This is a genomic window from Oceanispirochaeta sp. M1, from assembly GCF_003346715.1.
Lineage (GTDB): Bacteria > Spirochaetota > Spirochaetia > DSM-2461 > DSM-2461 > Oceanispirochaeta.
Genome location: NZ_QQPQ01000020.1, coordinates 49,671 through 75,402, shown reverse-complemented (window position 1 = coordinate 75,402; position 25,732 = coordinate 49,671). Strand labels below are relative to the sequence as shown.

23 protein-coding genes are annotated in these 25,732 nt (G+C 41.7%); 1 reads left to right on the top strand and 22 read right to left on the bottom strand.

Annotated features, from left to right (window positions below):
- Window positions 1–67: 67 nt before the first annotated feature.
- Complete coding sequence (locus tag DV872_RS15135) at window positions 68–1,726, top strand: nucleoside kinase (protein ID WP_114630794.1); 1,659 nt, start codon at window positions 68–70, stop codon at window positions 1,724–1,726.
- 22 nt (window positions 1,727–1,748) lie between these two features.
- Here the strand turns inward: DV872_RS15135 and DV872_RS15130 are convergent, their stop codons facing one another.
- The 22 genes from DV872_RS15130 to DV872_RS27125 all read right to left on the bottom strand — a co-directional run bounded on the left by DV872_RS15130 (window position 1,749) and on the right by DV872_RS27125 (window position 25,717).
- Window positions 1,749–4,700, bottom strand: coding sequence for a tetratricopeptide repeat protein (locus DV872_RS15130; protein WP_114630793.1), 2,952 nt, complete (start codon window positions 4,698–4,700; stop codon window positions 1,749–1,751).
- Window positions 4,701–4,713: 13 nt separating this feature from the next.
- A complete protein-coding gene (locus DV872_RS15125; RefSeq protein WP_114630792.1) occupies window positions 4,714–7,203 on the bottom strand; it encodes an ATP-dependent Clp protease ATP-binding subunit in 2,490 nt (829 codons plus the stop codon).
- 127 nt (window positions 7,204–7,330) lie between these two features.
- On the bottom strand, window positions 7,331–8,626 hold the full coding sequence (locus DV872_RS15120; protein WP_114630791.1) for an ABC transporter permease: 1,296 nt from the start codon (window positions 8,624–8,626) through the stop codon (window positions 7,331–7,333).
- On the bottom strand, window positions 8,623–9,297 hold the full coding sequence (locus DV872_RS15115; protein WP_114630790.1) for an ABC transporter ATP-binding protein: 675 nt from the start codon (window positions 9,295–9,297) through the stop codon (window positions 8,623–8,625). The genes DV872_RS15120 and DV872_RS15115 overlap by 4 nt, the downstream gene beginning before the upstream one ends.
- The gene (locus DV872_RS15110) at window positions 9,298–10,530 is read right to left on the bottom strand and encodes an ABC transporter permease (protein WP_114630789.1); all 1,233 of its coding nucleotides are present in this window, start codon (window positions 10,528–10,530) and stop codon (window positions 9,298–9,300) included.
- Window positions 10,527–11,534 carry a hypothetical protein gene (locus DV872_RS15105; RefSeq protein ID WP_158546993.1) on the bottom strand — a complete coding sequence of 336 codons (1,008 nt, stop codon included), beginning with the start codon at window positions 11,532–11,534 and terminating at the stop codon, window positions 10,527–10,529. Before DV872_RS15105 ends, DV872_RS15110 begins: the two co-directional genes overlap by 4 nt.
- Before the next feature lie 29 nt (window positions 11,535–11,563).
- On the bottom strand, window positions 11,564–12,475 hold the full coding sequence (gene ftsY, locus DV872_RS15100; RefSeq protein WP_114630787.1) for a signal recognition particle-docking protein FtsY: 912 nt from the start codon (window positions 12,473–12,475) through the stop codon (window positions 11,564–11,566).
- A 1-nt stretch (window position 12,476) separates the two neighbouring features.
- Window positions 12,477–13,961 carry a PEGA domain-containing protein gene (locus tag DV872_RS15095; protein WP_114630786.1) on the bottom strand — a complete coding sequence of 495 codons (1,485 nt, stop codon included), beginning with the start codon at window positions 13,959–13,961 and terminating at the stop codon, window positions 12,477–12,479.
- Window positions 13,954–14,319 carry a response regulator gene (locus tag DV872_RS15090; protein ID WP_114630785.1) on the bottom strand — a complete coding sequence of 122 codons (366 nt, stop codon included), beginning with the start codon at window positions 14,317–14,319 and terminating at the stop codon, window positions 13,954–13,956. The genes DV872_RS15095 and DV872_RS15090 overlap by 8 nt, the downstream gene beginning before the upstream one ends.
- Window positions 14,316–15,426 (bottom strand): peptide chain release factor 2 gene (gene prfB, locus DV872_RS15085; protein ID WP_114630784.1). Its coding sequence is split into 2 segments (ribosomal slippage): window positions 14,316–15,356 and window positions 15,358–15,426, totalling 1,110 coding nucleotides; the frame shifts between segments, so codons are not numbered across the junction. The genes DV872_RS15090 and prfB overlap by 4 nt, the downstream gene beginning before the upstream one ends.
- Window positions 15,419–15,715: a CRISPR-associated protein Cas2 gene (locus DV872_RS15080; protein ID WP_114630783.1), complete on the bottom strand. Its 297-nt coding sequence runs from the start codon at window positions 15,713–15,715 to the stop codon at window positions 15,419–15,421. Before DV872_RS15080 ends, prfB begins: the two co-directional genes overlap by 8 nt.
- A 43-nt stretch (window positions 15,716–15,758) precedes the next feature.
- Window positions 15,759–17,477, bottom strand: coding sequence for a hypothetical protein (locus tag DV872_RS15075; protein WP_114630782.1), 1,719 nt, complete (start codon window positions 17,475–17,477; stop codon window positions 15,759–15,761).
- A complete protein-coding gene (locus tag DV872_RS15070) occupies window positions 17,470–18,546 on the bottom strand; it encodes a chemotaxis response regulator protein-glutamate methylesterase (protein ID WP_114630781.1) in 1,077 nt (358 codons plus the stop codon). The genes DV872_RS15075 and DV872_RS15070 overlap by 8 nt, the downstream gene beginning before the upstream one ends.
- Before the next feature lie 16 nt (window positions 18,547–18,562).
- Window positions 18,563–19,408 (bottom strand): protein-glutamate O-methyltransferase CheR, encoded by an 846-nt coding sequence (locus DV872_RS15065; protein ID WP_114630780.1) that lies wholly within the window; start codon window positions 19,406–19,408, stop codon window positions 18,563–18,565.
- Entirely contained in the window at window positions 19,405–21,504 is a 2,100-nt protein-coding gene (locus DV872_RS15060) for a chemotaxis protein CheA (RefSeq protein WP_230391500.1), read from the bottom strand. The genes DV872_RS15065 and DV872_RS15060 overlap by 4 nt, the downstream gene beginning before the upstream one ends.
- A gap of 2 nt (window positions 21,505–21,506) precedes the next feature.
- Window positions 21,507–21,791, bottom strand: coding sequence for a lipid asymmetry maintenance protein MlaB (locus tag DV872_RS15055; RefSeq protein ID WP_114630779.1), 285 nt, complete (start codon window positions 21,789–21,791; stop codon window positions 21,507–21,509).
- Window position 21,792: 1 nt separating this feature from the next.
- Window positions 21,793–22,158 carry a response regulator gene (locus tag DV872_RS15050; RefSeq protein WP_114630778.1) on the bottom strand — a complete coding sequence of 122 codons (366 nt, stop codon included), beginning with the start codon at window positions 22,156–22,158 and terminating at the stop codon, window positions 21,793–21,795.
- A gap of 34 nt (window positions 22,159–22,192) precedes the next feature.
- The gene (locus tag DV872_RS15045; RefSeq protein WP_114630777.1) at window positions 22,193–22,729 is read right to left on the bottom strand and encodes a chemotaxis protein CheW; all 537 of its coding nucleotides are present in this window, start codon (window positions 22,727–22,729) and stop codon (window positions 22,193–22,195) included.
- 99 nt (window positions 22,730–22,828) lie between these two features.
- The gene (locus tag DV872_RS15040) at window positions 22,829–23,419 is read right to left on the bottom strand and encodes a chemotaxis protein CheD (protein WP_158546992.1); all 591 of its coding nucleotides are present in this window, start codon (window positions 23,417–23,419) and stop codon (window positions 22,829–22,831) included.
- Window positions 23,412–23,771, bottom strand: a complete 360-nt coding sequence (locus tag DV872_RS15035) for an Hpt domain-containing protein (RefSeq protein WP_114630775.1) — start codon at window positions 23,769–23,771, stop codon at window positions 23,412–23,414. Before DV872_RS15035 ends, DV872_RS15040 begins: the two co-directional genes overlap by 8 nt.
- 43 nt (window positions 23,772–23,814) lie before the next feature.
- The gene (locus DV872_RS15030; protein WP_114630774.1) at window positions 23,815–25,599 is read right to left on the bottom strand and encodes a hypothetical protein; all 1,785 of its coding nucleotides are present in this window, start codon (window positions 25,597–25,599) and stop codon (window positions 23,815–23,817) included.
- The gene (locus DV872_RS27125) at window positions 25,583–25,717 is read right to left on the bottom strand and encodes a hypothetical protein (RefSeq protein ID WP_255525865.1); all 135 of its coding nucleotides are present in this window, start codon (window positions 25,715–25,717) and stop codon (window positions 25,583–25,585) included. The genes DV872_RS15030 and DV872_RS27125 overlap by 17 nt, the downstream gene beginning before the upstream one ends.
- Between the last annotated feature and the right edge of the window lie 15 nt (window positions 25,718–25,732).

The window sequence follows — 25,732 nt, the reverse complement described above, 5'->3', positions numbered from 1 at the left end:
GTCTCTTTTTTTTCTTTTCGCCTTTCCAAAGGTATACTAAACTAGATATCAGGTAGGTAGATAATCGATGAAAGAATTCAAAGTAATATATGATGATACAACTCATTTTTTAAAATCTGATGAAACTCTGGCCCAGGTTTTTAAAAACCAGGAGGGTGAAGAAAGTTATCCTCTGGTAGCAGCCTATTTCAACAATGAACTATACTCCCTCAACTCATGTATTGAAGTAAATGGGGCTGTAAAGCCTGTCTACCTTGATACAACCGTAGGGATACGCCTCTACCGCAGAACTCTATGCTTTGTGCTTGAGATGGCCGCACGGGAACTTTTTCCTTCACACAGGCTTTTTCTCAGTCATTCTCTTGGACACAGTTACTACTATCACCTTCTTGGTAATCGCTGTTTCTCAGAAGAGGATCTTGATCTGATTAAAAAGAGGATGAAGGCTATTATCAATGAAGATCATCCCATCATTCCTGATCTCCGCTCCTGGAAGGAGGCACGAAATTATTTTGAACAGATGAATCAGAACGATACAGTTCTTCTTCTTAAGTCTTCCAATTCATCTAAAGTAAGAATAAACCGCTCTGATAAATACATGGCATTGAGGCATGAAATACTTCTGCCCTCAACAGGGTTTCTGAAATTTTTTGATATAATGCCCTATTCCGACGGATTTCTTTTAAGATATCCACCGTCAAAAACGCCGGATAAACTGAGTCCATTCAAAGATGAACCTCTTCTTTTTTCAATCTACAGCGAGTACAAGGCCTGGGGTAAAATTCTGAATGCCGACACTGTGGGCAAGATGAACAGCATGGTTGCTGATAAAAAACAGAGCGAGCATTTTATCAGGGTCTGTGAATCACTGCATAATAAAAAGATTGCTAAAATTGCTGACAGCATTCTTGAGCGGAAGGGAGATGTTAAGGTCATCCTTATTGCCGGTCCTTCATCATCGGGTAAAACAACATTCACAAAAAAATTATGTATTCAGCTTCAGGTTGTAGGATTTAATCCTGTGATGGTCTCCCTGGATGACTATTATCTTCCTCCAGATCAGGTGCCCGAGGATGAGTTCGGAAAACCCGATCTGGAAGCCCTGGGTGCACTTGATGTGCCGCTGCTCAATAAAAATCTGCTGCAGCTTTTTAAAGGTGAAGAGACTGAATTCCCAGTATTTGATTTTAAGAAAGGTGGTCGTCAGGAGCAGGGACGAATCCTGAAAATGGATGATAGAAGTATTCTGGTCATGGAGGGAATCCATGGATTGAACAGGGATCTCACCCCTTCAATTGATCCCTCTGCCATATTTAAGGTCTATATTTCGGCTCTCACACAGTTAAATCTGGATGATCATACTAGAATTGCAACTACGGATAACAGACTGATCAGAAGGATGGTAAGAGACCATCAGTTCCGCAACTATGATGCAGAAAAAACAATTTCAATATGGCCCTCTGTCAGGCGGGGAGAAGAGAAGAATATCTTCCCGAACCAGGACAGGGCTGATGCAGCTTTTAATTCCGCTCTGGACTATGAACTGGCAGTTTTAAGAATGTACGCAGAACCTCTTTTGAAAAGTATAAGCCCCGATAGAGAGGTTTATGCAGAGGCACAGAGACTGCTTAACTTTATTAATAATTTTTCACCTCTGCCATCGAATATGGTTCCAACAGATTCAATTCTCCGGGAATTCATAGGCGACAGCAGTTTCAAGTATTGATTTTTTTCTTATAAAACTGAAGCTACTCTTCTTCCATAAGGGGTAGTATGTCTACCGAAGGAGAGAGGGTTTCAAGTTCATCAATCCCATTCATGCCACCTTCTTCGGGACTTTCCTCAATAGCTGATGCGGCCTCTTCTGAAAGTTTTACATTGAGTTCAGAATCAGGGAATGTCTCTTTAAGCATTGCGGCAGTTCTGTTGTAGCTTGCCAGATCTCCCGCTTTTTTATAGGCCAGAGCTGCATCATAAACAGCCCGTTCGACCCATGCCTGCTGATCAGGATAACGATAGCGGATACGGAGGAATGCATCACCTGCCTTCTTCCACTCCTTCAGATCCCCCAGCATCTTTGCTGTATAATACTGAGCTTCTGCGCTGTATACGGAAATATCAGCACTCATAATAGAATCAAATGCTGAAGCAGCTTCAAGGCTGTTTCCAGCCCAGTAATTCCATATCCCCTTGTATAGATTTATCTTCTCCTGTTCACTGTTTGTCAGATTCTCAAGAGCAGAGAGTTTATTCAGTTTCTGCAGGGTCTCTTTTTCTTTAAGCAGAGGATAGTACTGCCCCAGAAGAATTACGGCCCTTTCTCTGCCGTCAAGATCCAGTGAAAGGATTTCTGAGCTTAGGGTCTTCTCATTCTCTTTCAGATTACCCTCTTGAAGAATGGATGCAGCCTGTAATGCAGTTTGAAATGCTCTGTCATTACCGGAATAGAGAGATAGAAATTCTTTCATTAAAGCCAGTTTTTCACTGTTGTCCATAGAAAGGGACAGGGCTCTGTAAAGCGCTGTTTCTGAAAGCGGGCTCGAAGTGAACTCATTATATAGAGAGATATAGGCATCAACTGCAGCTTCAGTTTCACCTTTTTCTGTCAGAGCCTCAGCTGCACGAAATAATCCATCTGCAGGTAGAGGACTGGTGGGGAATTCTTTTTCAAGCTGTTTTAGATACGAGAGGGCATCATCAAAGTTCATCAGCATGAAATGGGACCATGCTGTCTGATACAACAGTTCTTCACGAAGAGTGAAGTACTCTATCAGCTCCAGAGCCTTTGTGAAGCGCTCCAGAGACTCTGTCCAGAGTTCCAGATAACTCAGAGCAGTTCCGGAGCGGTACAGGCTGTCACCGGCCAGGGAGTGCTCAGGGGCTATGCTGTATAGTTTGTCAAAAGCGTCTGATGCCTCTTTAAAAGAAGCTGTTCTCATAAGACTCCATCCCAATTGATAAAGGGATTGAACCTTGCGCTCTGTGTCCTCACTGTTTTCTGCGGCCAGTTTATAATAGGATGTGGCTTCTTTATAATGTCCCCTGTCCATCTGGATTTTACCAAGATAAAAAAAGGCATCACCCGTCCACAGGGTGGGAGGATCTGCTTCTGCAAGTTCTTTAAAACGAGGTTCGGCCTGATCGTTATCTTTTACATTCAGATAACAGATACCCAGTGACAGGAGGGATCTGTAATACAGTTCATCCCTTGACTGTGATGTCAGGACCTCCTTGAAGTAATCCGCCGCTCTGTAAAATTCTTTTCGAACTGTATAGATATAAGCGATACGATAACGAGTTTCATTGAGTATAAGAATATCATCCCGCTCCACGTTGATAATATTCTGGTAATAGCGGAGAGCTTCGTTATGTTTACCGTCTCTGTAGGAAATATTTCCTCTCATATAGAGATAGAGAGTTCTTTTTTCACTATTTTCATACTCATTGAGCATTCTATCCAGATGGTTTTTAAGCGCCAGATCCTGTTCGTTATCTTCGTAGTAGAGAACAATCCAGTCACCCACCTCTTCACGATAGGGGCTGGATTTATACTGATTAAAGAGTCTTTCAAAGAGAAGAACAGCTCTGGCTGCTTCTCCTCTGCTGTCATACAGAACCGCTGAACGGTAGAGACTCTCGCTGGAGATATCCGGATCAAGTCCTCTTGATGCCAGGATATACCATTTAAGGGATTCATCGGCATCATCTTCGTAAGTACGGGCCATATTGAACTGAAGTTTCTGTATCTCTACAGGATCCTTCTCATTTTCAAGTAGTTTTGACAGTGATTTTCTGGCTTCCTTCATGTTTCCGTCAGACATATAGCTCTCTGCCAGAATAATATGAGCATCCATGATATAGGCACTGTCGGGATATTCGTCGGTGAGGAGACTCATATACTCTTTGGCTGAATCCTGATTATTCAGACCTGCATATAGAGTTCCCATGCGGAATACAGCCTTCTCACGGTTTACAGAATTGCTGTAGAGAGTAAGAAAGGTCTCAAATTTCTTCAAACTGTTATCATAATCTTCCAGCTGGTAGTAACACTCACCCTGATAAAAGGGGATTTCCTTCTGGACCTGAGCTACTCCGCTGTATTCAACGGTGACAGTGTCAAAAAAATCGAGAGCATCTTCATAGTTTTTAAGTTTCAGCTGAATATAACCCTGCCGTTCAAGGGCCAGTGCAGAGAGTTCTTTACCCGGATCAGATTCAAAAAGCTCTTTATAGGACTCACCGGCCTTTTCAAACTGATCTGTTTTCTCATATGAATATCCCAGCAGCTGGAGACTTTTCTGTCTGAAATAGATCTCTTCTATTATTTGGGACTGTTTATTAAGTTCTCCGATTGCCGAGCGGTAATTCTGCTGTCCATAATAGGAGAGTCCCTTCCAGTAATGGATTCTTCTATTATAGGCAGAACCCGGATAATTCTCTTCATAACGCTGAAAATGACTGATGGTATTAGTAAATTTTCTCTGATAAAAGAGAGAGACACCTATCATGTAATCCGCCTGATCAACACGTGGATCCGAAGGATACTGCTGAATAAATTCTTTAAAGCTCTCGATAGATCTTGAGAATAGCTTGTCCGAGAAGGAGTCTCTACCCTCCTGAAAGAGCTGCGAAGCGGATTGGGCATGCAGGTTTGTGCATATAAGTAGGGCTGCAAGTATTACCAGATATATTCTTTTCAAAAGGAATCTCTCCTCAGGATTTTAATGCTTTTGCTTTCTTCTTTCTGAAACTGATTTTATCGTTTCTCAGCTCGGCACAGACCGTCGATCCAGAATCAAATCGTCCGCTGAGTATGCCCATGGAAAGGGGATCTTCAATCTCCTTCTGCACTGCCCGTCTCAGGGGTCTGGCACCATAGGTTACATCATACCACTTGTCAATCAAATATTCCTTAACTTTAAGGGATATTTCAAGTTGTATCTCCTTCTGCTGCAGTCTCAGAGTCACCTCATGAATAGTCAAATTCAGAATATTCATAATTTCTTTGTCTTCTAAGGCATGGAAGGTGCAAATTTCATCTACACGGTTGAGAAATTCGGGGCGGAACAGCCGTTTGAGTTCGCTCATGGCCGTTGAACTGTGGTCATTGGGAGAAGTTCCTTTGCCAATCTGAAATCCCGGTAAAGTCCTGGCCATGTCTCTGGCACCCACATTGGATGTCATGATAACAACACAGTTTTTAAAAGAAACGCGATGTCCAAGATTATCCTGCAGTTCACCCTCTTCCAGAACCTGAAGCAGAAGATTATAGACATCAAGGTGGGCCTTTTCTATCTCATCCAGGAGGATAACACTATAAGGCTGCCTTCTGATTTTTTCAGTCAGTACTCCACCCTCTTCATATCCCACATAACCGGGAGGAGAACCTACCAGACGGGACACATTGTGCTTCTCCATATAATCTGACATATCTATTCTAACCAGGGACTCCGCGTCTCCGAAAAGAAAACTGGCAAGAGTCTTTGCAAGCAGTGTTTTACCTACACCTGTGGGACCCAGAAAGATAAAAGAGCCAATGGGACGTTCAGGTGAATTTAGTCCTGTCCTTGAACGGCGAATCGCACTTGCTACGGTCTGTATGGCTTCATTCTGTCCGATAACGGTCTTATGAAGCTCCTTTTCGATTTGAAGGAGTTTATCAGATTCGCTGCGGATCATTCTGTAGAGGGGAATACCAGTGTTTTCAGAAACTACATTCTGAATATCTTCGACATAAATAATATTTTGCTCTTCTCTCAGAGTCTTTTTCCACTCATCCTTAAGATTTTCAATCTGATTCCTGAGACTTCTGACACTGTCTCTTACGGAAGCCGCTTTTTCATAATTCTGGGCATTTACAAAGGATATTTTTTCGGCTGTCAATTCGGCAATTTTTGTTTCCAGGTCGGATATTTCACCAGGCTGTACGGCATTGCTCATCCTCTTTCCCGCACCAGCCTCATCAAGTAGGTCAATGGCCTTATCCGGGAGGCATCGGTCAGAAATATAGCGTGAAGAGAGCTCTACGGCAGCCATGATTGCCTCATCACTATAGGAAACATTGTGGTGATCCTCATAGCGCTGCTGGATTCCCTTGAGGATTGTAACTGTCTCTTCCTGACTTGGTTCATTAATCATGATGCTCTGAAAGCGCCGCTCAAGAGCCGGATCTTTTTCTATGTGTTTCTTGTATTCATTTAATGTGGTGGCTCCGACGCATTGAAGTTCACCCCTTGAGAGTGCAGGTTTCATCATATTAGAGGCATCGATGGCACCTTCGGCTCCACCGGCTCCTATGATTGTATGGAGTTCATCTATAAAGAGGATTATATTGCCGCTCTGTTCAATCTCTTTCAGTATTTTTTTGAGACGCTCTTCAAATTCACCGCGGTATTTTGTTCCGGCAACAATCGAGGCCAGATCGAGGCTGATAACTTTCTTACCAAGAAAAAAGTCAGGAGCAATCCCAGCCTGTATCCTGATGGCAAGTCCCTCAACAACAGCGGTTTTACCCACCCCCGGTTCTCCGATAAGAACCGGATTATTTTTTGTCCGTCTCGCAAGAATTCGAAGTACCCTGTTTATCTCCCGTTCCCGGCCGATAACAGGATCCAGAAGATTTTCGGCAGCCATGGCTGTAAGGTCTCTGGAATACTCTTTCAGCAGACCTGTCACTTCCCTTGGTATATTCATCCTGGGGCGTTGTTTGGGTGCTGAGGCATCCTGGGCTGAAGATCCGGATGACTGTATGTTTTTCTGTCGTTTTCTGTTTATATCAAAAAGAACAGAACGGAGGATTTCTATTGTGACATTATAGGCAGAGAGATAGAGAGCCACAGTACTGCCGGGCTCTGCAGCAGCGGAAATCACAAAATGTTCCGTTCCGATAAACTCATGATGTAATGCCGTAGCTTCATTGGCTGAATTCTCAAGGAGAAACCTGAGCCTTCCCGAGGGAGGAACTTCACCACTCGTAAGATTATGAAGTTCATTGGGAGGAATAGCCTTTTCAAGCTCTTCTCTCATCTCATGAGTATTTACACCCAGCTTTTTCAGCAGACTGAATCCGCTGCCCTCTTTATCTTTAAGAACAGCCATGATGACATGTTCGGGGAGTAATTTTCCAGAACGAAGTCTTCTAGCCTCATCCTGTGCCAGAATTGATAAAACTCTCTGGGCTTCTCGGCTTAAACCTTTCAACATGATTACCTCATTTTGAGTCTGTTAATAATATTCTATACCAATTATCCGATACAGTAACAGTCTTTTCAAAATATAAAAGAGAGAAAGTCAATTTCCCTTTCTCCCATATATCTTATACTATCGGTAATCAATGTTTTCTCAGGATGTCCAAAGCTGTAATTTTTCCAATATTTCTAATAGGAATAAGGGCGGCCAGCATTGAGAGAAGGAGTGTTGATAAAAAAATGATGCCCAGAATATGGAAATCAAGTGATATGCTGAAATCTTCCAGGTAGTACTGACTGTTTAAGAGGGAGACCGGTGCTGTCTCGATCTGCGCACTCAGAGTGTGCCATAGGGAAATAAAGAAGTTAATGACAGTGTCCAGGAAAGAGATAATCTGATTGAAACGGACGACAATCAGAGAACCCAGAGTAATTCCAATAATGCTCCCGGTTCCGCCGGCCAGCCCCGCAGTAAAGACATATTGAAGGGAAAGAAATCTGTTATTCATCCCCATGCTTTTGAGAATTCCTATTTCCTGCTCATTCTCCATTACCAGCATTATCATTGATGATGAGATATTCATTACAGCCACAAGAACAATAAGAGCCATTATCAGTATAAGAAGCAGTTTTGTGGTCTGATAATTACTCTGCTGTGAACGATTCAGAGAGTGCCAGCTGTAAATACCCCAGCGCCCTTTATCCAGAACCTTACGGACATCGGCGATTACAGGATTGAGATCATCATAGGGATCAATAACTTTAACTGCCATCTTGCTGCTTGATTCACTGTCCTGAAGAATCCGGAGGCCCTTCTCAAGAGGGATAAATACCCACATCTTATCAAGATCCTGATAACCTGTTGTAAATATCCCCTGAACCTTAAACTTACTGACTTTTGGTATGTATTTACCACTGGAAAGGGTTTTACCCGTGAGAATCCTGATTGTATCCCCGGTTTTCAGATTCAGAGATGCTGCAATCTCCCGCCCGATAACAATATTATTCTTGTCTGTCAGATCAAAACTGCCCTCAAGAATCTCAACATATCTGCTGAAACCCTCATCCTCAAGAAAGAGCTCTTTCTCCACGGCTCTTACAGATACTGCAGACTGGAGATCACCCTTATATGCCAGGCCTGTACCGCTGTGTTCACGCCTTACAGAGATCAGCTGTTCAAGTTCATTTAGATTGTTCTGAATTTCTATCCACTCATCATCAGAGAGAGACTCATGGGGTCTCAGCTGAAGATGAAAGGTTCCGGTTTCTATATAGCGCTCTGTAATACCTCTGATCATACCGTCGGAAAGGAAGATCACAACCACCAGAGGAATTATACTGAGAGCAATTCCTGTTATGGAACCGAAGATAGGACGGGATTCCCTCTTACGGGGACCTTTGAAGAGCCTGTAGGACATATCAAGGAGGAGAGATTTCATATCTGGTGGAGACTGCCTCCCTGCAGCTGGTAGCGCAGAGGACTGCGGGATGCCAGAGATCTGTCATGGGTGACAAGAATCATAGTCACATCTTCATCATCTGTAAGGCTGAAAAGCATATCCTCCACAAGAGCGGAATTTTTTTCATCCAGGCTTCCAGTGGGTTCATCGGCCAGTATGAGTTCGGGAGAATTGATAAGAGCTCTGGCAAGGGCAATTCTCTGCCTCTCTCCTCCTGAGAGTTGTCCCGGATAGTGATGTCCCCTATCCTCAAGATTTACTGCTTCAAGGAGATGTTCCGCTCTGGATTTCAATTCTCCGGGATTACACCTCATGATCCTTCCGGGGAGCATGATATTTTCCAGAGCAGTAAAATCCTTTAGTAGATAGTGAAACTGAAAGATAAAACCTGTATTCCTGTTACGGTACACAGCCATCTCTGCTTCACCTGCCTCTGAAAGATTCAGACCGCATGAGTGGAGGATTCCTGAATCCGCTTTATCCAGAGCACCAACCAGATTAAGAAAGGTACTCTTGCCGCAGCCGCTCTCTCCGGTAAGGGCCATGGAATCACCTTTTTCCAGAGAGAAATCTATCTGATCCAAAATAAGAAGATCATCATCCCCGGAGCGGTAGGTTTTACTTATCTGATTCAATTCCAATATTTTCATTTACTCATTCCTGAATATCTCCGCAGGGAGAACTTTTGATGCCGTATATACGGAGGAGACTGCTGCAAAAAGGACGGATACAAAGGCCGATATATTTATGATCAGTATATCCTTGAGAAAAAACTGTACCGGTATAGCTGTAAAATAGAACTGTCCCGGTGCCGGTATATTTATAAAAGGTATTCTGATCAGTAGAAGATAAATATTCTGCTGAAGAGATATCAAAAACGAGATTATCTCATTCACATTCAGAGAAAGGGCTATCCCTGCAGCCGTACCGCTGATCATACTTATGAGAGCTATCATTATTCCCTGATTGATATAAATCCTTCTGATATCGGTCGCCCTGCCGCCTACAGCTTTCAACAGCGCCAATTCAAGGATTCTCTCTTTTACATTTCTTTTCATAGAGTGGTAGATATTAACAGCCACTACAATAAAGATAAGAGCCACAATGAGAAACATAAAAACTTTTTCAATTTTCAGAGCATTATAAAAAGCAGAGTTGTACTCTCTCCAGGATTCAACTCGCCCCTCCGGAAATTCGCTGCGCAGAAATGTGAGCACCTTCTTATCCCTGAAATGATTATCCAGCTTTACTCCCCTGGTCAGGGATGCTTCATAATCCGAAGGCAGTGATGCAAAACACATGTTTCTGTCATATTCATAGAAACCGGTGCTGAAAATACCGCTTACAGTGTAATCCGTATTCCGGAATGAACTGCTTCGGGGATCAAGACGGGAAAAGGAGATATTTTCTCCGGTCTGAACACCCAGGTATCTGGCAAGACTGCTTCCAAGGAGTATTTCATACTCTTTTTCAGGTATGCTTCCGGCAGTAATTTCAAGTTCCTTAAAAAACTTTTTATCTTCAAGGGCCGCTTCAAAGTCAATAAACCTCATCTGTGCACCAGAACTGTAGGATTGTCTGCTGGTCAGTATCCCCTGGAGATCTGAGAAGGCAACAACGGCTCTAATACCCGGCTGATCCTTCAAATATGAGAGATCTTCATCATTATCCACACCACTGATCCTGATGTGATAGGAATAGACCTCGTTGATACTGGTGATAAAACTCTGCTGAAATCCATTCATCACAGTGAGTACTGTAATAAGTGTCATTATGCCGATACAGAGTCCCAATACGGCCAGTGTATTCCCCAGATGACCTCTGCGTCCATTATGGGTAAAGAGATATCGAATAGACAGATAACGGGTCCAGTTAAACATCATGAATCCACTCCGTCTTCTTCTGACTTATTTTCTATAATATTGGTCATTACAACTTCATTATTCCTGTAAAGGGTCTCAATGGTTTTATCTTCAAGAATTTCTGTTTCCTTAAGAAGCTGACCGTTTCTGTACTGACGAATCATACAGGGTTCTGAATCTTTTACTGTAGAATCACAGTATTCATAGACCCATATGTTTCTGACAGAAGAGCTGCGTTCCTGTCTACGGATCAGAAGACCGTCTTTCAATGTATTGATCAGGGAGTAGTAAAGTTCGTCTTCCAGATAGATGTTTTCTACCAGGAGTCTCCCTTCCTTATCGAAAAAACGTTCGGTTCTCCGCTTATCATCACTCTCAGAGAGAATCTCCTTCTCAATAATTCCATCATCAGAATATGAAAAAACAGACTCTTCAAGTATCTGCTCCTCATTTCGAATTACCTTGCTCTCCAGATTGCCATCATTATACCGTAAAAAAGTGGAGATTGAGTCTTCTACAAGATATAGAGTATCCAGGTACTGCCTGCTGAAATCGCCGGAACGCCACTCTATTCGATCTCCCCTATCCGACTGAATACTGACCAGAGAACCTTTATCCCTATACTTCAGGCTGAAATCGGAATAATCCGAGTCAGATTCTCTGATAATCCGGCTTAGTATGCCTCTGTCACCGTATTCATATTTTTTATGAACCAGAAGACTCCCCTTTGAATCGTAAAGGAGCTCTTCCAGTATCCGGTCTTTTCCGTTAAAAATTGTTTCTGTACGAAGGGATTCACCGTAGAAATATTTCTCACTGTTTCTGTGCTCTCCCTCTTCAAGATAACTCAGGATGAGCCAGCGTTTATGGGGTGCCTGTTCTTTAAAAAGAATACGTTCCTCTTCAAGTCCATTCTGTTCTATACTGAGAACCCACTTGGCATCTTCAATCCCGAGGGTGCTCTGCATCTTTGTCCCAAGACTGTCTGAGAGAAAAAAATCCTGAGCGGCCAGGGGGCTGCTCAAAATAAGAAACAGTATGAGAACAAGCATTTCTACAGTGCCAGCAGATCGTCCAGATAGCTTTCAGGATCAAATACGGAAAGATCATCAAGACCTTCACCATGACCTATAAACGCTACAGGAATATTGAGTTTTCTGCTGATGGCAACAATCAGCCCGCCTCTTGCTGTGGCATCATATTTTGTCAGAACCACACAGTCCACATCTATGGCATCATTAAAGACTTCCGCCTGCTGCAGACCATTCTGACCGGTTGTTGCATCCAGAATAAGAATTTTTCTGTATGAACCTTTTTCATCTATATTGGAGTTTACTATCTTGTCAATTTTTTTGAGTTCTTTGATAAGGTTTGATTTATTATGCATTCGGCCTGCTGTGTCGGCAAGAATCAGCTCTTCACCCTGACTTTTTGCAGAAACTATACTGTCATAAATAACCGCACCGGGATCGGATCCATGACTCTGGGCAATGACCCTGCATCCTGTTCTCTCCCCCTGGATTTTCAGTTGATCAATGGCCGCTGCCCGGAAGGTGTCTCCTGCGGAAAAAACAATCTTTGAAGATCCTTCCTTTTTAAAATAAGTGGCTAATTTTGCAATTGTCGTAGTTTTACCTACACCGTTAACCCCTAAAACGAGATAGACATTCAGTGATCCTTTTACAGGATGGATCTGTTTTGTCTTAAGATTTTCAGAAATAATAGATCTCAGTTCGGCAAGAATAGTATCTTTATCCTTGATCTTATCTTTTTTTACACGTTCTTTGAGTTCGTCAACTATTTCCATGGTGACGGATCCGCCCATATCACCGCTTATCAGCATCTCTTCAAGCTCTTCATAGAAGTCATCAAGAGAGCTGCTTTTGCCAAATAAATCGGCAATCCTCCGTCCAAGATTCATATCTTTAGCTTTTTTTACATTATTTTTTTTCTTTTTCCAGAACATTCTAATCCTCTGTGGATTTCTCCGCCGCACGGATATAATCCCTTAATTTAAATATAGTATTAACCAGCAGACCGCCACTAATTGCCACTCCGCCCCAGAGACTGTAATACGCTATGTCAGCCTTTTTCTGATATTCAATAGCCTTATCATAACTTGCAGGGTCAAAAGTACTATTATAGTCCATAGCGTAATTATAATAGCGGTTGTTAAGATTTTGGTAAACGCCCGACAGAATCAGAGGTACAGCTATAGACATACTGAACCATCCCAGGGATCTGTAGAATTTGCTTTTACTTATTTTAAGTGCCTTCTGTTTATCAAAAAGATCTGCTCCCAGCTCAACTGTCAGACTGTTTCCATCTATTGCATCACTGTCAGCATAAAAGGGCATGTACTCATTCTTGCTGATCTTTATCTGACTCTGCTGACCCGGTTTTTCAGTAAAGAGCGGAGTTTGACCCACCCATGTTGCTCCAAAGTAGACATCAGCACCCGGAGGTTCTGAAAAAAGTGACAGCCCAGTGCTGTTTCCTTTTACAAGCTCAATTTCTATACTCTGGGAGGCTCCTGATGTCAGATAAATTTGCCTGATATCACTTTTAAATCCCGTTGATATGACCGACAGAGTAACAAATCCGGGTTCAAGATCATATAAGTGCATGTTCCCTACCCCGCGACTGTCACCATCTATAAGAAGCAGAGCATTCGAGGGAAGAGCCGTGACTGTCAGGTCAGACCAGCTGCGGCCCAGAACAACGGTTCTCAGTTCTACTGCTCCTTCACTTACGACCTCGTTAATCTCCTCTTCAGTGACAACCTTATTAAGAGAAAACACAGGCTTTCCGCTATGCTGCATTATTCCCTCTATATTAAGAAAAAACATGTTATCAAGTTTTTCTACAGTCCCGCTGATAAGGAGATCAAGATCTTCGGACTCCATAAAACGCTGAACCTGAACCCGGGGAGACAGGAGACGTGCATCAGAGTCAGTAAATTTCTGAATATGAACAGGTAGAGTCTTTTCGATCTGGATATCCTCTATTGTAAGATCCTTCCAGAATTGTAATAATTCTTCTTTCTCTTTTATCTTTTCTGAATAATCATCATATTTTTCTTTAATTTCCCCTTCTTCAAGTTCAGAAAATAAGAGTGCATCACGCTGTGCATGTATGCTGCTTTTCTCTTTTTCCAGAGCAATGGTTTTCTCTTTTAGAAAAATAGTCTGTAAATGTACAATCTCGTCTTCTGAAAGAATATGTTCGGAAAGATTTGATATCTCTTCATGTACAAGGAGAGGAAGGGCATTTAAAAGATACTCATAACGTAGATCAAGATTGAGTCCACTGTAGCTGCTTACACCGATATTCCATGTCTTTTTTGTTAGCTTCAAGTCATCATAACTTAGACTTTCCGGAAGAGTAACAGGCTCTGAGAAAAGAGAAATTGTTAGAAATAGAAAAACTATAACTGTGAATCTTCTAATCATTTACACTGCAGGCTCTGTTTATCGCGGAAACAAGCCGCTTCCTTTGAAAAGGTTTGACAATATAGTCCGAGGCCCCCAGTCGGATGGCCTGTATAATTTTTTCCTGATCACTCAACGATGAGCACATAATAACTTTTGAATCAGGATAAACTTTTTTCAGACTTTTAAGAGCCTCCACCCCGTTCATACGGGGCATGACAATATCCAGCAGGACAAGATCCGGCAGGAGAGCCTTGTAACGGGAAAGGCATTCAATCCCGTCACCCGCTTCTCCAATGACAATATGCCCGGTTTCAGTAACGATATCCGAGATGATAGATCGCATAAAAGGCAAATCGTCAACTACCAGTATTCTCATTCTAGCTTATTTCCCGACCATAAATATTTGAGATAAGCATCGATAAACTGATCAATATCTCCGTCCATAACATTCTGAATATTGCCTGTCTCCTGCCGGGTACGTAGGTCCTTCACCATGGTATAAGGGTGGAAAACATAGGAGCGGATCTGGGAACCCCAACCTATATCTTTTTTTTCGGCGGCATTCTGAGACTTCTCTTCTTCCTGTTTCTGCTTTAAATACTCGTAGAGTCTGGACTTCAGCATTTTCATGGCGGAGTCCCTGTTTTTCAGCTGACTTCTCTGATTCTGACACTGTACTACGATTCCAGTTTCAATATGGGTCATACGGACGGCAGAACTGGTCTTGTTTACATGCTGTCCACCGGAACCTGATGCCCTATAGGTATCTACACGGATATCATCGGGTTTAATATCAACATCTATGGAGTCGTCAATAACAGGAGAAACATAAACCGATGCAAAGGATGTATGTCTTCTTGCATTTGAATCAAATGGTGAGATTCTCACAAGACGGTGAATCCCGCCTTCGCCTTTCAGATAACCGTAGGAGTAATCACCATCCACCTGGAATGAGATTGACTTGATCCCGCCTTCGGCTTCAACAGTATCCATAATAGTTATTTTGTATTTTTTTCGTTCAATCCATCTGCTGTACATACGGTAGAGCATGCTGGTCCAGTCACAGGCTTCTGTTCCACCTGCTCCTGAATGTATGGTGATGAAGGCCGAAAGAACATCTGTCTCTTCACTCAGCAATTCAAGTGAATTGAGATTTGAAAAACTATCTGCAATTTTAGTCAATTGTTCCTGGATTTCAGATTCTAGGGATTCATCCCCCTCCTCTACAGCCAGTTCGAACAGCTCTTTTACATCTGAAAGATCCTGGACAAGTTTTTCCCAGGGTTCAAATTTATTCTTGAGTCTTTTAAGCTGGGCGAGCTTTGTCTCTGCATTTTCGCGGTCATTCCAGAAATTGGGATCTCCCGACTCCTTTTCGAGTTCAACAGCCTGATTCTTTAATTCAGCCGTGTCAAAGTCGCCTCCAGGTATCAAGGATATCCCCGTCAAGGGATTTTAATTTCGTAGATATATCACTAAGCATTTGCGCCTCCGGTGTTTTTTTCTTTAATAATATTCCTGCGCCATCGTTTCTCGGTTAATGATGTAATAACCAGAGTACCCTTAATAGGGTACTGGTATATACGTATCGAGTCATAAAAATCAGTGGAACGGTCCAGGTCCAGCTTCAGACGAGACAGATTATTTTCGTTAATTGATAACGATTCAAATGTATTATTCTGAATCTGCTTAAATCCATAACGAAATAAAAGATTTTGAACAATTTTCTGACTGTCTTCATTACCCAGGTCAACAATGATGGAAACAAACATAAATATACTCTATTTGGCTGTGACCATGCTGTCAATAGAAAGTTCAGAACAAAGTGATTTCACCACTGCTGGCTCCTTCACCATCCATATCAAGAGAACCCTCTGAATCAACTTTCTTTTTATGGATATAGATTGTGAATTTATCGATTAACTGTCTAATCTCATCACCCCTTAGTTCCCAGCTGTCCAGTCCTTCACTTTCAAGGAGCAATTTCAGCCTTCTTTCAAATTCTTCTTTTTCAATTTCAATAATATTAATAATGCTCTTAATTTCGCCAACAAGTTTATCCATGCGGTCCAGATCGCTATTTGCCATCTTGTAGAATTCCAGGAACTGATCTCCTGTATCGATGAGTTCACTCATTTTTTCTTTAATATTAAGGCTGTAATCATTTACTTCATCCAGACTCTTCTTAAGATCTGTACCAAAATTATCAACCTGAACAGCATCCTTATTTGACTGTGCAAAAAAATCCTTTATTAGGACATCTGAATTTTTCTTGAATTCTGTAATGGATTTGATAACCAGATCTACAGATTCTTCAATTGAATCTGTCCGGGATGTGATGTTTTCGATTATATATGACATATTTTCGAGATGCGGCAGCTTGGCAGCCTCAACCCGGCTTGAAATATTTATGGTCTTTACCCAGTTTATTATTCTAGAAAACCCGCTGTATGACTCCTCCAAACTGGCAATATCATGATAGATTCCGTCAAGATTCTTCTGCATGTTTGCCTGAATACTGCCCTTTTTCAGGTGATTCAGGGAAGTCTCTATCTTTCTCTGGATTTCTTCAATCTGGACATCATAAGATACATAAGATCTTCCGCCTTTGATAGAATCTCCAGATTCCTGGATAAAATTGATAAGAGTATTCAGGCTCTCAGATTTAACCTTGAATGTATTGTAATTACCTTCCAGTTCACCATGAATCTCATTCAGTATTTCGTAACAGAATCCAAAAACACGGCTGCCGTAGGACAGAGCATCCAGTTGTTTTTCCAACTCTTTTTCCGGACTATCTTTTATATGCTCAAGAGCCAGGATCACATGATCTACCGACTGTCTGATGATATCATGCTTCTGAACTTCCGAAATAATCTGGTAAAGAGGAGCCTTAATTGAACCAACCTGATTTCTAACGTCTCCCAGAACTTTATCAGATTTAGACTGAAAATCTCTGGTCATTCCTGTGAGTGATGTAAATTCGGAAGCAATGGATTTTATCAGTTCAGATATCTGGCTCTTGTCGTCATTGATGGAATTTATAAAGCTGGAGAATATCTTACTAAGATCATTACCTTTGGTTTTGAGATTCATACTGAGCCGGGCTGAGCTCTTAGAGACTTTCTGCAGCTCTTCCGTTATATAGGGAAAGGCGCCGCCGTTTTTTCCGGCTTTCAGGGCTGTGACCATGGCATTAAGAGAGATAAGTTCAAGTTCTGCCGAATCATCTTCTATCTGGTCAATATAGCTGTCCAGTCTTTTAATCTCTTCAAGCTCTTCGGTCATCATGTCAAGAAATACGGAATCACTTTCGCTCAGACGTTCTAAAAAAACTGTCTGTTTGTGAACTGAAGAGTCAATATCCTGAACCAGATAGTCAAGATTATTGTTTCCGTCAGTATTCAGATTATTGAGTTTAGCATCTAGAGCACGAAACAGATCAGGATAGTTATCCGCCATATTAAGATACACGTCCCCAAGTGAGGTCACAATTTTTTTAAGCTCATCAATTATGGGTAAGACCTTATCCATTAGTTCTCCTGATCACTTCTTCGGCAATTTTCTGCAGTGGGAGAACATTATCTACTCCACCTCTTTTAATTGCTTCATTGGGCATACCAAAAACAACACAGGTCTTTTCATCCTGCGCAATATTATAGGCTCCCGCTTCCTTCATTTCCTTCATTCCTCTGGCTCCATCATCTCCCATACCTGTCATAATGACACCAACTGTATTGGGACCTGAGTAACGTGCGGCTGAACGAAAAAGGACATCAACGGAGGGTTTATGTCGACACACAAGAGGACCGTCTTTAGTTTCTACATAATAACGGGCACCCTGTCTTTTAAGAAGGAGATGCTGATTTCCAGGAGCAATCAATGCTCTTCCAGGATAAACAACATCATTATTCTCTGCTTCTTTAACCTCAATTCTGCAAAGAGAATTCAGTCTTTGTGCAAAAGATTTTGTAAAATGTTCAGGCATATGCTGAACTATTACGATTCCGGGAGAGTTTGCTGGCATCATCTCAAGAAAGATTCTGAGAGCTTCTGTACCGCCTGTGGATGCACCGACGGCTATAACTTTTTCAGTTGTAGCGATAGCCAGGGGTCTATTTGATTTTGAAAGAATTGCATCAGCTGTTAATTTTGGGGCAACGAGACCCTGGGAAACAGGTTTTCTGACCCTGGCTTTAGTTGTTGCGGCAGCACGTATAACATCGCATATTCTTATACTCGATTCCTGAAGGAATTCCTTGGTACCGACTTTAGGCTTTGTTACAATATCTACAGCACCCAGGTCTATTGCGGTGAGTGCATTCTGCCCGCCTTTATCTGTTGTACTGGAACAGATAATGGTGGGTATAGGGTTTTCCGCCATCAGTTTTTTCAGGAAAGTAAGTCCGTCCATCTGAGGCATTTCAATATCAAGGACAATAACATCGGGCTTCTGCGCGGCTATTTTCTTTTCACCGATAATAGGATTCGGCGCTGTGTTGATCACCTCAATATCTCTTTCTGCATCGATGATCGAAGACAATGTCTGACGTACAACCGCAGAATCATCAATTATAAGTACTTTTATTTTTTGTGCTGCCATAGGGATGATCCTTTAATCAGTTTTTTCTATAAATTGTCGGAGCCACCGACAGAAAGGGTAAATTCAATCCGGTTATAGTTTCCGAATGACCCAGAAAAAGGGTTCCGTCGGGTTTGAGATGACTGTGCAGATTAAGGAGTATCTTTTTCTGCTTCTCCTGGGAAAAATAGATAAGGACATTTCTACAGAATATGATATCAAATGTTTTTTTAATATCGTATTTGTCATGCATCAGATTCTGCTGAACAAAACTTACATTTCTTTGAATAATCGGTTTCACTTTGACCAGCTCTTCCGATTTATTTTTACTTTTCAGGAAGTATTTCTTTTTAAGATTCATAGGGATAGTTTCAATGCGGGAATTGTGATAAACCCCCTTTCTTGCTTTTGCAAGAACCTCCTGAGAGATATCAGAGCCGAGAATAGTATAATTCAATGCACCGAAATCCTCTCTGATCCCCTCCAGAACCATGGCCAGAGTGTAAATCTCTTCTCCCGTAGAACTTGCTGAAGACCAGATATCAAAGGATCCGCTTCCATGACTGCGGTCCAGATACGGACGTACGATACTATTCTCAAGATAGACAAAATGGTCGGGTTCCCTGAAAAAATCGGTCTTGTTTGTAGTTACAACATCAATCATAAAGGGGAATTCCTGGCGCATTCCCGTATCGCTGAACAGATAGTCACAGTATTCAGCAAAATTATTGAGTTTTAAGACACGCAGGCGTTTATGTAACCTGGATTCCAGCATGATCCTTTTTATCTCAGGCATACGGATACCAAGTTCCCGTTCTATGAAGTTACTGAGTTTTTTAAACTCCCGGGGCTCAAGTACGGGTCGCTCCAATGAGACATTCATTTCTTTAAGTCCTCTGTCCTGGCCAGTGTGGATATACGGTTTACATCCAGAATCAGGGCGACACTTCCGTCTCCCAGTATGGTAGCTCCAGTGATATAGTTCACATCCTTATACAGCTTACCCATATTTTTGATTACAGTCTGATGATCTCCGATAACTTCATCCACAACAAATCCTGTAACACTGCTTTCAGTCTGAATAACAACAAGATGCTCCCGATCAGGGACATCGCTCTGCTCTGTGAACATTTCACGAAGCCGTATATAAGGTATAACTGAGTCCCTGTACTCTATGAGTCTTTTCTTTCCATGACCTTCCCGCTGTTCTTTTGTCAGCTCCATACAGGCTTGAACCATAGAGAGGGGGAATACATATTTTTCATCGTTTATTCTGACAAGAAGACCCTCAATAATGGCAAGGGTAAAGGGCAGATGGAGAGAAAACTCGGTTCCAACACCCTGTTCACTCTTTATATGAATTGATCCATTAAGCGCATCGATCTGTTTCCGTACTACATCCATCCCCACTCCGCGGCCGGAAACACTGGTAACACTCTGTGCTGTTGAAAATCCAGGCATGAATATGAGACTGTAGATGTCTTCATCACTGAGCTGAGCATCAGAGGCGACAATTCCCTTTTCAACAGCCTTCTTCAGGATTGCTTCCTTATCCAGCCCCTGTCCGTCATCACGAATCTGCAGCTGAACATTGGCTCCAGTGTAATGAGCATCCAGTGTGATGGTTCCCATCTCGTCCTTACCGGTTCCCTTCCGTTTTTCAGCGGATTCGATACCGTGGTCAATTGAATTACGGATAACATGTACCAGAGGATCATTGAGCTTCTCTATTACATTTTTGTCCAGCTCCGTATCACCGCCTTTGGTGACAAGCTGAATATTTTTATCGAGACTGGATGACAGGTCCCGGACAAGTCTTTTAAATCTTGAGAACGTAGTTCCGATGGGAACCATCCTGAGACTCATGGTATTGTCACGCAGATCAGAAGTGAGTCTTTCTATCTGCTCTCCCAGAGACATAAGAGATGCTGATTTGGCCTGTACTGCCAGCTGAGTCAGCCTGGCCTGTGCTGTAACAAGTTCTCCCACAGTATCAACAAGACTATCGAGTTTGGCACTCTGCACACGGATTGTGGCGGTGCTGGTGGTATTTAAATTCTGCTTAATTGAATTGGAGATTTTCTGTTCTTCCAATGCAGATTTTACATCAGAAGCCTGTACTATCCCCTTTTCTACAAGTAGTTCACCTATTTTCTTTCTGGAGTCCAGAATTGCTTCAAGCTGTGAAGCCTCTATGAGTCCTTTATCAATAAGGATCTCACCCAGCTTCCGGTTTTCATCACTGCTTAGAATATTCTGCCAGTCGGATATAATGGAAACATCAACCATAGACTTGGAATCAAGGAAAATAAATACATCCTTAACTTCGTTTATGGCTTTCTTACTTGTCAGATAGATATCCCAGCTGATATAACAGACTTCGGGATTAAAATAATCAAAATCAGGAATACTTTCCTCATGACAGATACAGGCAAATTCGCCCATTTCAGCCAATTCATTTAAAAGCAGGATAGGGTTGGTTCCGGAGAGAAAAAGATTCTCATCAGGTTTGAACTGAATACGAAATGTCTTTTCTTCTTCTTCCTCTTTCGTCTCAGGTGCAGCCGCAACAGTTTCAGCGGGAGCCGGAGTTTCTGATTCTTCTCCGGTCAATGTCTTCATTTTGGAGATAATATCAGAAGAGATTGCTTCAAATTCTGGAGTTGAATCACTCTCGGAATTAAGCATTGCCAATATATGGTCACGGCTTAAAAGAGTCAGGTCAATAAGTTCTTTGCTGACCTGAACAGTTCCTTCCCGGACACCGTCCAGAACAGATTCAACAACATGTGTAAAAGAGGCGATACCTCCAAAATCAAACATGGATGCCGAACCCTTAATTGTATGTATGGCTCTGAATACAGCTGAAATGGAATCAGGATCTTCGGGATTTTCCTCCAGCTCCATTAACAGGTCTTCCAGATTACCGAGGAGCTCATAGGCTTCTTCTTTGAAGGTCTCTTTAAATTGATTCATCATATTCAGTTCTCCTGAAGAAGAGACTTAAAATCGCATAGAATAATTTTGGATTCTACTTTTTCATTCACATCTTTGAAAATGAGTTTCCGTTTCTGATCGGCAAGTGACTTTTTGAAACTGAAAAGCAGCTGTACTATAGCAAAATCAATATCTTCGGCCTTGGAAAAATCAAGAACAATATTTGTTTTTCCACTGCTTAGTTTTTTTAAGGTTTCATGTAAATCTTCTGCCTGTCTGATATCCAAATTACCACTCAGTTCAAGCACTTCCTGTTTTTTGGGAGGCATATTAATCTCCGATGACTTTTTTAATTACGGCCATTACCTTGTCATTATCAAAAGGTTTGACAATCCAGCCGGTAGCACCGAGTTCCTTTCCCTTGTCCATAATATTCTGCTGAGATTCTGTTGTCAGAACCAGAATCGGTGTGAACTTGAAATCTTTCATCTTCCGGAGTTCTCCTAAAAGAGTTAATCCGTCCATATTGGGCATATTTACATCGGTTATTACCAGATCACAGCTTTTACCCTCGATCACTTTAAGAGCATCCTGCCCGTCACATCCTTCGATAACCTGATACCCACCCTCAGTGAGAAAAAATTTTAGACTTTCTCTCACTGTTCGAGAGTCATCTACAATTAAAATTGTTTTCATTTATAGTTCCTTATTTTTAGTTCTATATTTTAGTTCATTCCTGTGGTTCCGCTTTTTCCTGTGGTTCCGCTTTTTCCTGTGGTTCCGCTTTTTCCTGTGTAGAAACCATTGAGATTTCACTTATAGTCAGGACTTTATCAATATCCAGAACAATCAGAAAATTATCATCTTTTTTTCCCATACCTTTTATAAAAGCTGTATCAATTTTTGTACCGATGTAGGGAGTAGGTTCGATTTCTGAATCATTGAGCTCTATTACTTCTTTAACAGAGTCTGTCAGGAGCCCCATGGTTACTGTTTCACCTTCCATGGTTACTTCTGTTACGATAATGCTTGTATCTATATCTTTCTCAGTACTGCCCATTCCGAACTTCATCTTGAGGTCGATAACAGGAACCACACTACCTCTTAAATTGATTATTCCCCGCATAAAGTCAGGCATCCTCGGTACTTTTGTTAGAGAGGTAAATTCCTGAACCTCTTTTACATTACTTACGTTGAGTGCATAACTTTCATTGCTGATTGTAAAAGTCAGGTACTGGGTCATTTCCTGAACGGTCTGTTCTTCCATAAAACATCTCCTTGATGAAGGTTAATTTAATTCTATCATTTTCTCATCGCCAATTCCACATATTTTCTAAATCGTTATTAAACTTATAATATTAGAAGCTTAAAACAGTACGATTTTATCTCCAACAGGTTTTTTAAGAATTGTCTCTCGAAGACCCTCATCCTGCTTTTTGATTTCCCTTATCTTTGTCCTTGAATGAATCTTACGCAACAGAATCTTGCCGGTTTTCGGAAAAAAAAAGATTTTCCTGCCCACATCTTCTCCTGTATTCGATGCAATGATGGGTATACCCTCTTTTGCCAGAAATTGAAGCGCAAACTGGGTGTTGATATATCCCACACCATTGTCTTTATTCATGGGCCCGAACATTGATGCACCTCCAAAGACCTTTGCCTTTAAAGCCGATTTTTGTGATCCCATTTTCATAATATCATTTATGAGGACTTCCATGGCATGCACGCCGTAGCGGGCACTTTTTTCCTCAATGATATTAAGTTGAGTAGATTTCCCTATCCGGGGGAGAAGGAAGTGATTTAAACCACCCTGGTGTTTGGATTCATCGTAGAGAACTACAGAGATACAGGAACCTAGAATTGTCGACATCACGATATCTTCATCGCTGCAGAAATAATCACCGGGATGGAGAATAACCTCTTTCTTATTGAATTTAATATTCTTAACGTTATACATCAGAGACCCATTCCTGTACGTCGCTGTTCCTGCAGAATTCATCGATTGATTCTGCCATTGTACTGATCAGCTTATCGCTGTCTGTGGCTGGATTTGATTCCTTCAATATTTCTTCTGTGGAGAGACACAAGTCATAGAGTAGTTCGGCCCCTACTGTACCGGCGATTCCTTTAATTTTATGAATCCAGACAGCTGCTTCATGATACCGTTTTTTCCTGATAAGATCACTGGCGCTGGAAAAAAACCCGGGTATATCCTTCAGGGCCATTGATAGGAGCTGTGCAGATAACACCCTGTCATCCTCTGTAAAATGGAGAAGGCTTTTTGTGTTGAAATTTTTAATCAGTCTCATTCTATAAGTATAATTCAGGATTTTTTGAATTGCTCTTTAATTATCAATTCTTTCTGCCAAAGGCATCTTCAAATTCTGTCCAGGCTCTATTGCGCTGTTTCAGATTATACTGCTTGGAATTAATCGGTGGAGTGTGCCGCCTTCTGCCGGCAGTGGTTTTCGAGCTGTCTCTTCTTCTGCTTAAAGGTTCGGCTGTGTATCGACTGCCCGAAGACTGTGCCCCCGAATTTCTGCCCTCTGCCTTTTTTTTATTTGGAAGAGCATTGTCCGGTAAGTCTCTGTCACCTAATCCTGAGTACTGACTATGAAAACCGTCCCTCTTTCCGGAGAGACGTAGAAAAAGCTTTCTCCACCATGAGAGAAATCTATAGGCCTCTTCAAATATCTCCAGCAGGTAAAGATCCAGCAGATGGTCTGGCTCCTTGAACTTGATCACACCCTTATCAAAGAAATTATTCATAAAATCCTTGATTTTGCTTACATCCCGGACCTTTTTAAGATTTTTAAAATAATGAACTATGGCCTCAGAGATGATACGGGGTTTCTTCAGTAACTCAGCCAATACAGGAGATTCAATGCGTATCATATCAATGATATCATCGTTAAATGTTTCCCTTGTATAAAAAGTTGTGATTCTATCCTTATTACCTGTACGAAGCATCCGCTCCATTAACTGAATGTAGTGTGATCTGAGCTCCCTGCCCTGCATGGAAAGCTCAGATCTGAAATAGGGATATACATGATCCCGGTGGATATAATGACCATTGATTCCCAGTATGGGAGGGAGTCCCACCTTGGTTGTGACTTTTACTGAGCGTTCAAAAAACAGATCCCTGAAACCTTCCCACTTTTTGGCCAGGGGCTTGATCATCTTGTTCAGTTCTTCTTCTGATACAATGAAATTTTCTTTTCTCAGAATCTCCATACACAACTCTTCCAGAGCCGCATCCCGGGCTGCATTCTCCTTACGTTCATTCGCTTCTTCAGAAGCTGAATTCATATAATAATGATGAAGTATTTCACTGGCCTGAAACAGAGAGGCTTCCAGATGTTTCAGTCTAAGCTGCAGGTCTTCACGGTTCTGAAGTACCTTGGTTGAAAGTCCCTGCCAGAACCGGGGATCCTTTCCGCTCATTTTTTTCTGAATATCAGAAATTTTTATTCCCATAAATCGGGAAACTATTGAGATGAAGGATGTGTTTTTAAGATATCCCCTGATTCTTATCTGACTCTGGGTCACAAGTGATTCAAGTCCCCCTGATGCTATTATCAGGGTTGCACCTGTTTTCAGTTTCATAGAGTAGATTTTTGCAACTTCCTTATTTTTCTTGATAAAGGCCGGACTCAATACCTCGGGGCCGATTGAATCTACAAAATCAAAGGGAACTGTAAGGTTCTGTTCCTCCAGCTCCTCCATCGCAAGAAAGGGCTTGCTTTCATCCAGAAGATTTCTCTGAATTTCATCATCTATGAGACTTGTATAGAACTCAATGGAGTCTCTGTTTGTAATAACTATTCTATTGGGCTTGAGTTCCCCGTCCACGACCTGAAACTTAAGAAGTCCATAATGGGCGTTCTTAATCTTTTTCATCAGGATTTCAATCTGATTATTCGCAAAAAGGATATCTTTTCCGGCATGCAGAACGAAGCGATTATAGTCCAGAGACGGATCAAAAAAATCACAGATTCTGTGAAATATCCTTCTCTGTTCCTGTGTAAAACTGCCTACCTGAGAAAGGAATTCCTCTCTTTTGGGCAGATCCATTTGAAATACAGAAGGAAGTTCCTTTGTTTCCTGAACTTCTGCATTTTCATTTGCTTCCGGCATCTTCGTCCTCTTTCCGCTTTTTCTCTCTGATCTGAGAAACCAGATTCATCAGGTTTCTTAAAACCAGAGCTACACCTACACCGAGCATCAATGCTGAAATAATACGTCTCCAGAACATACTAATCATCATATA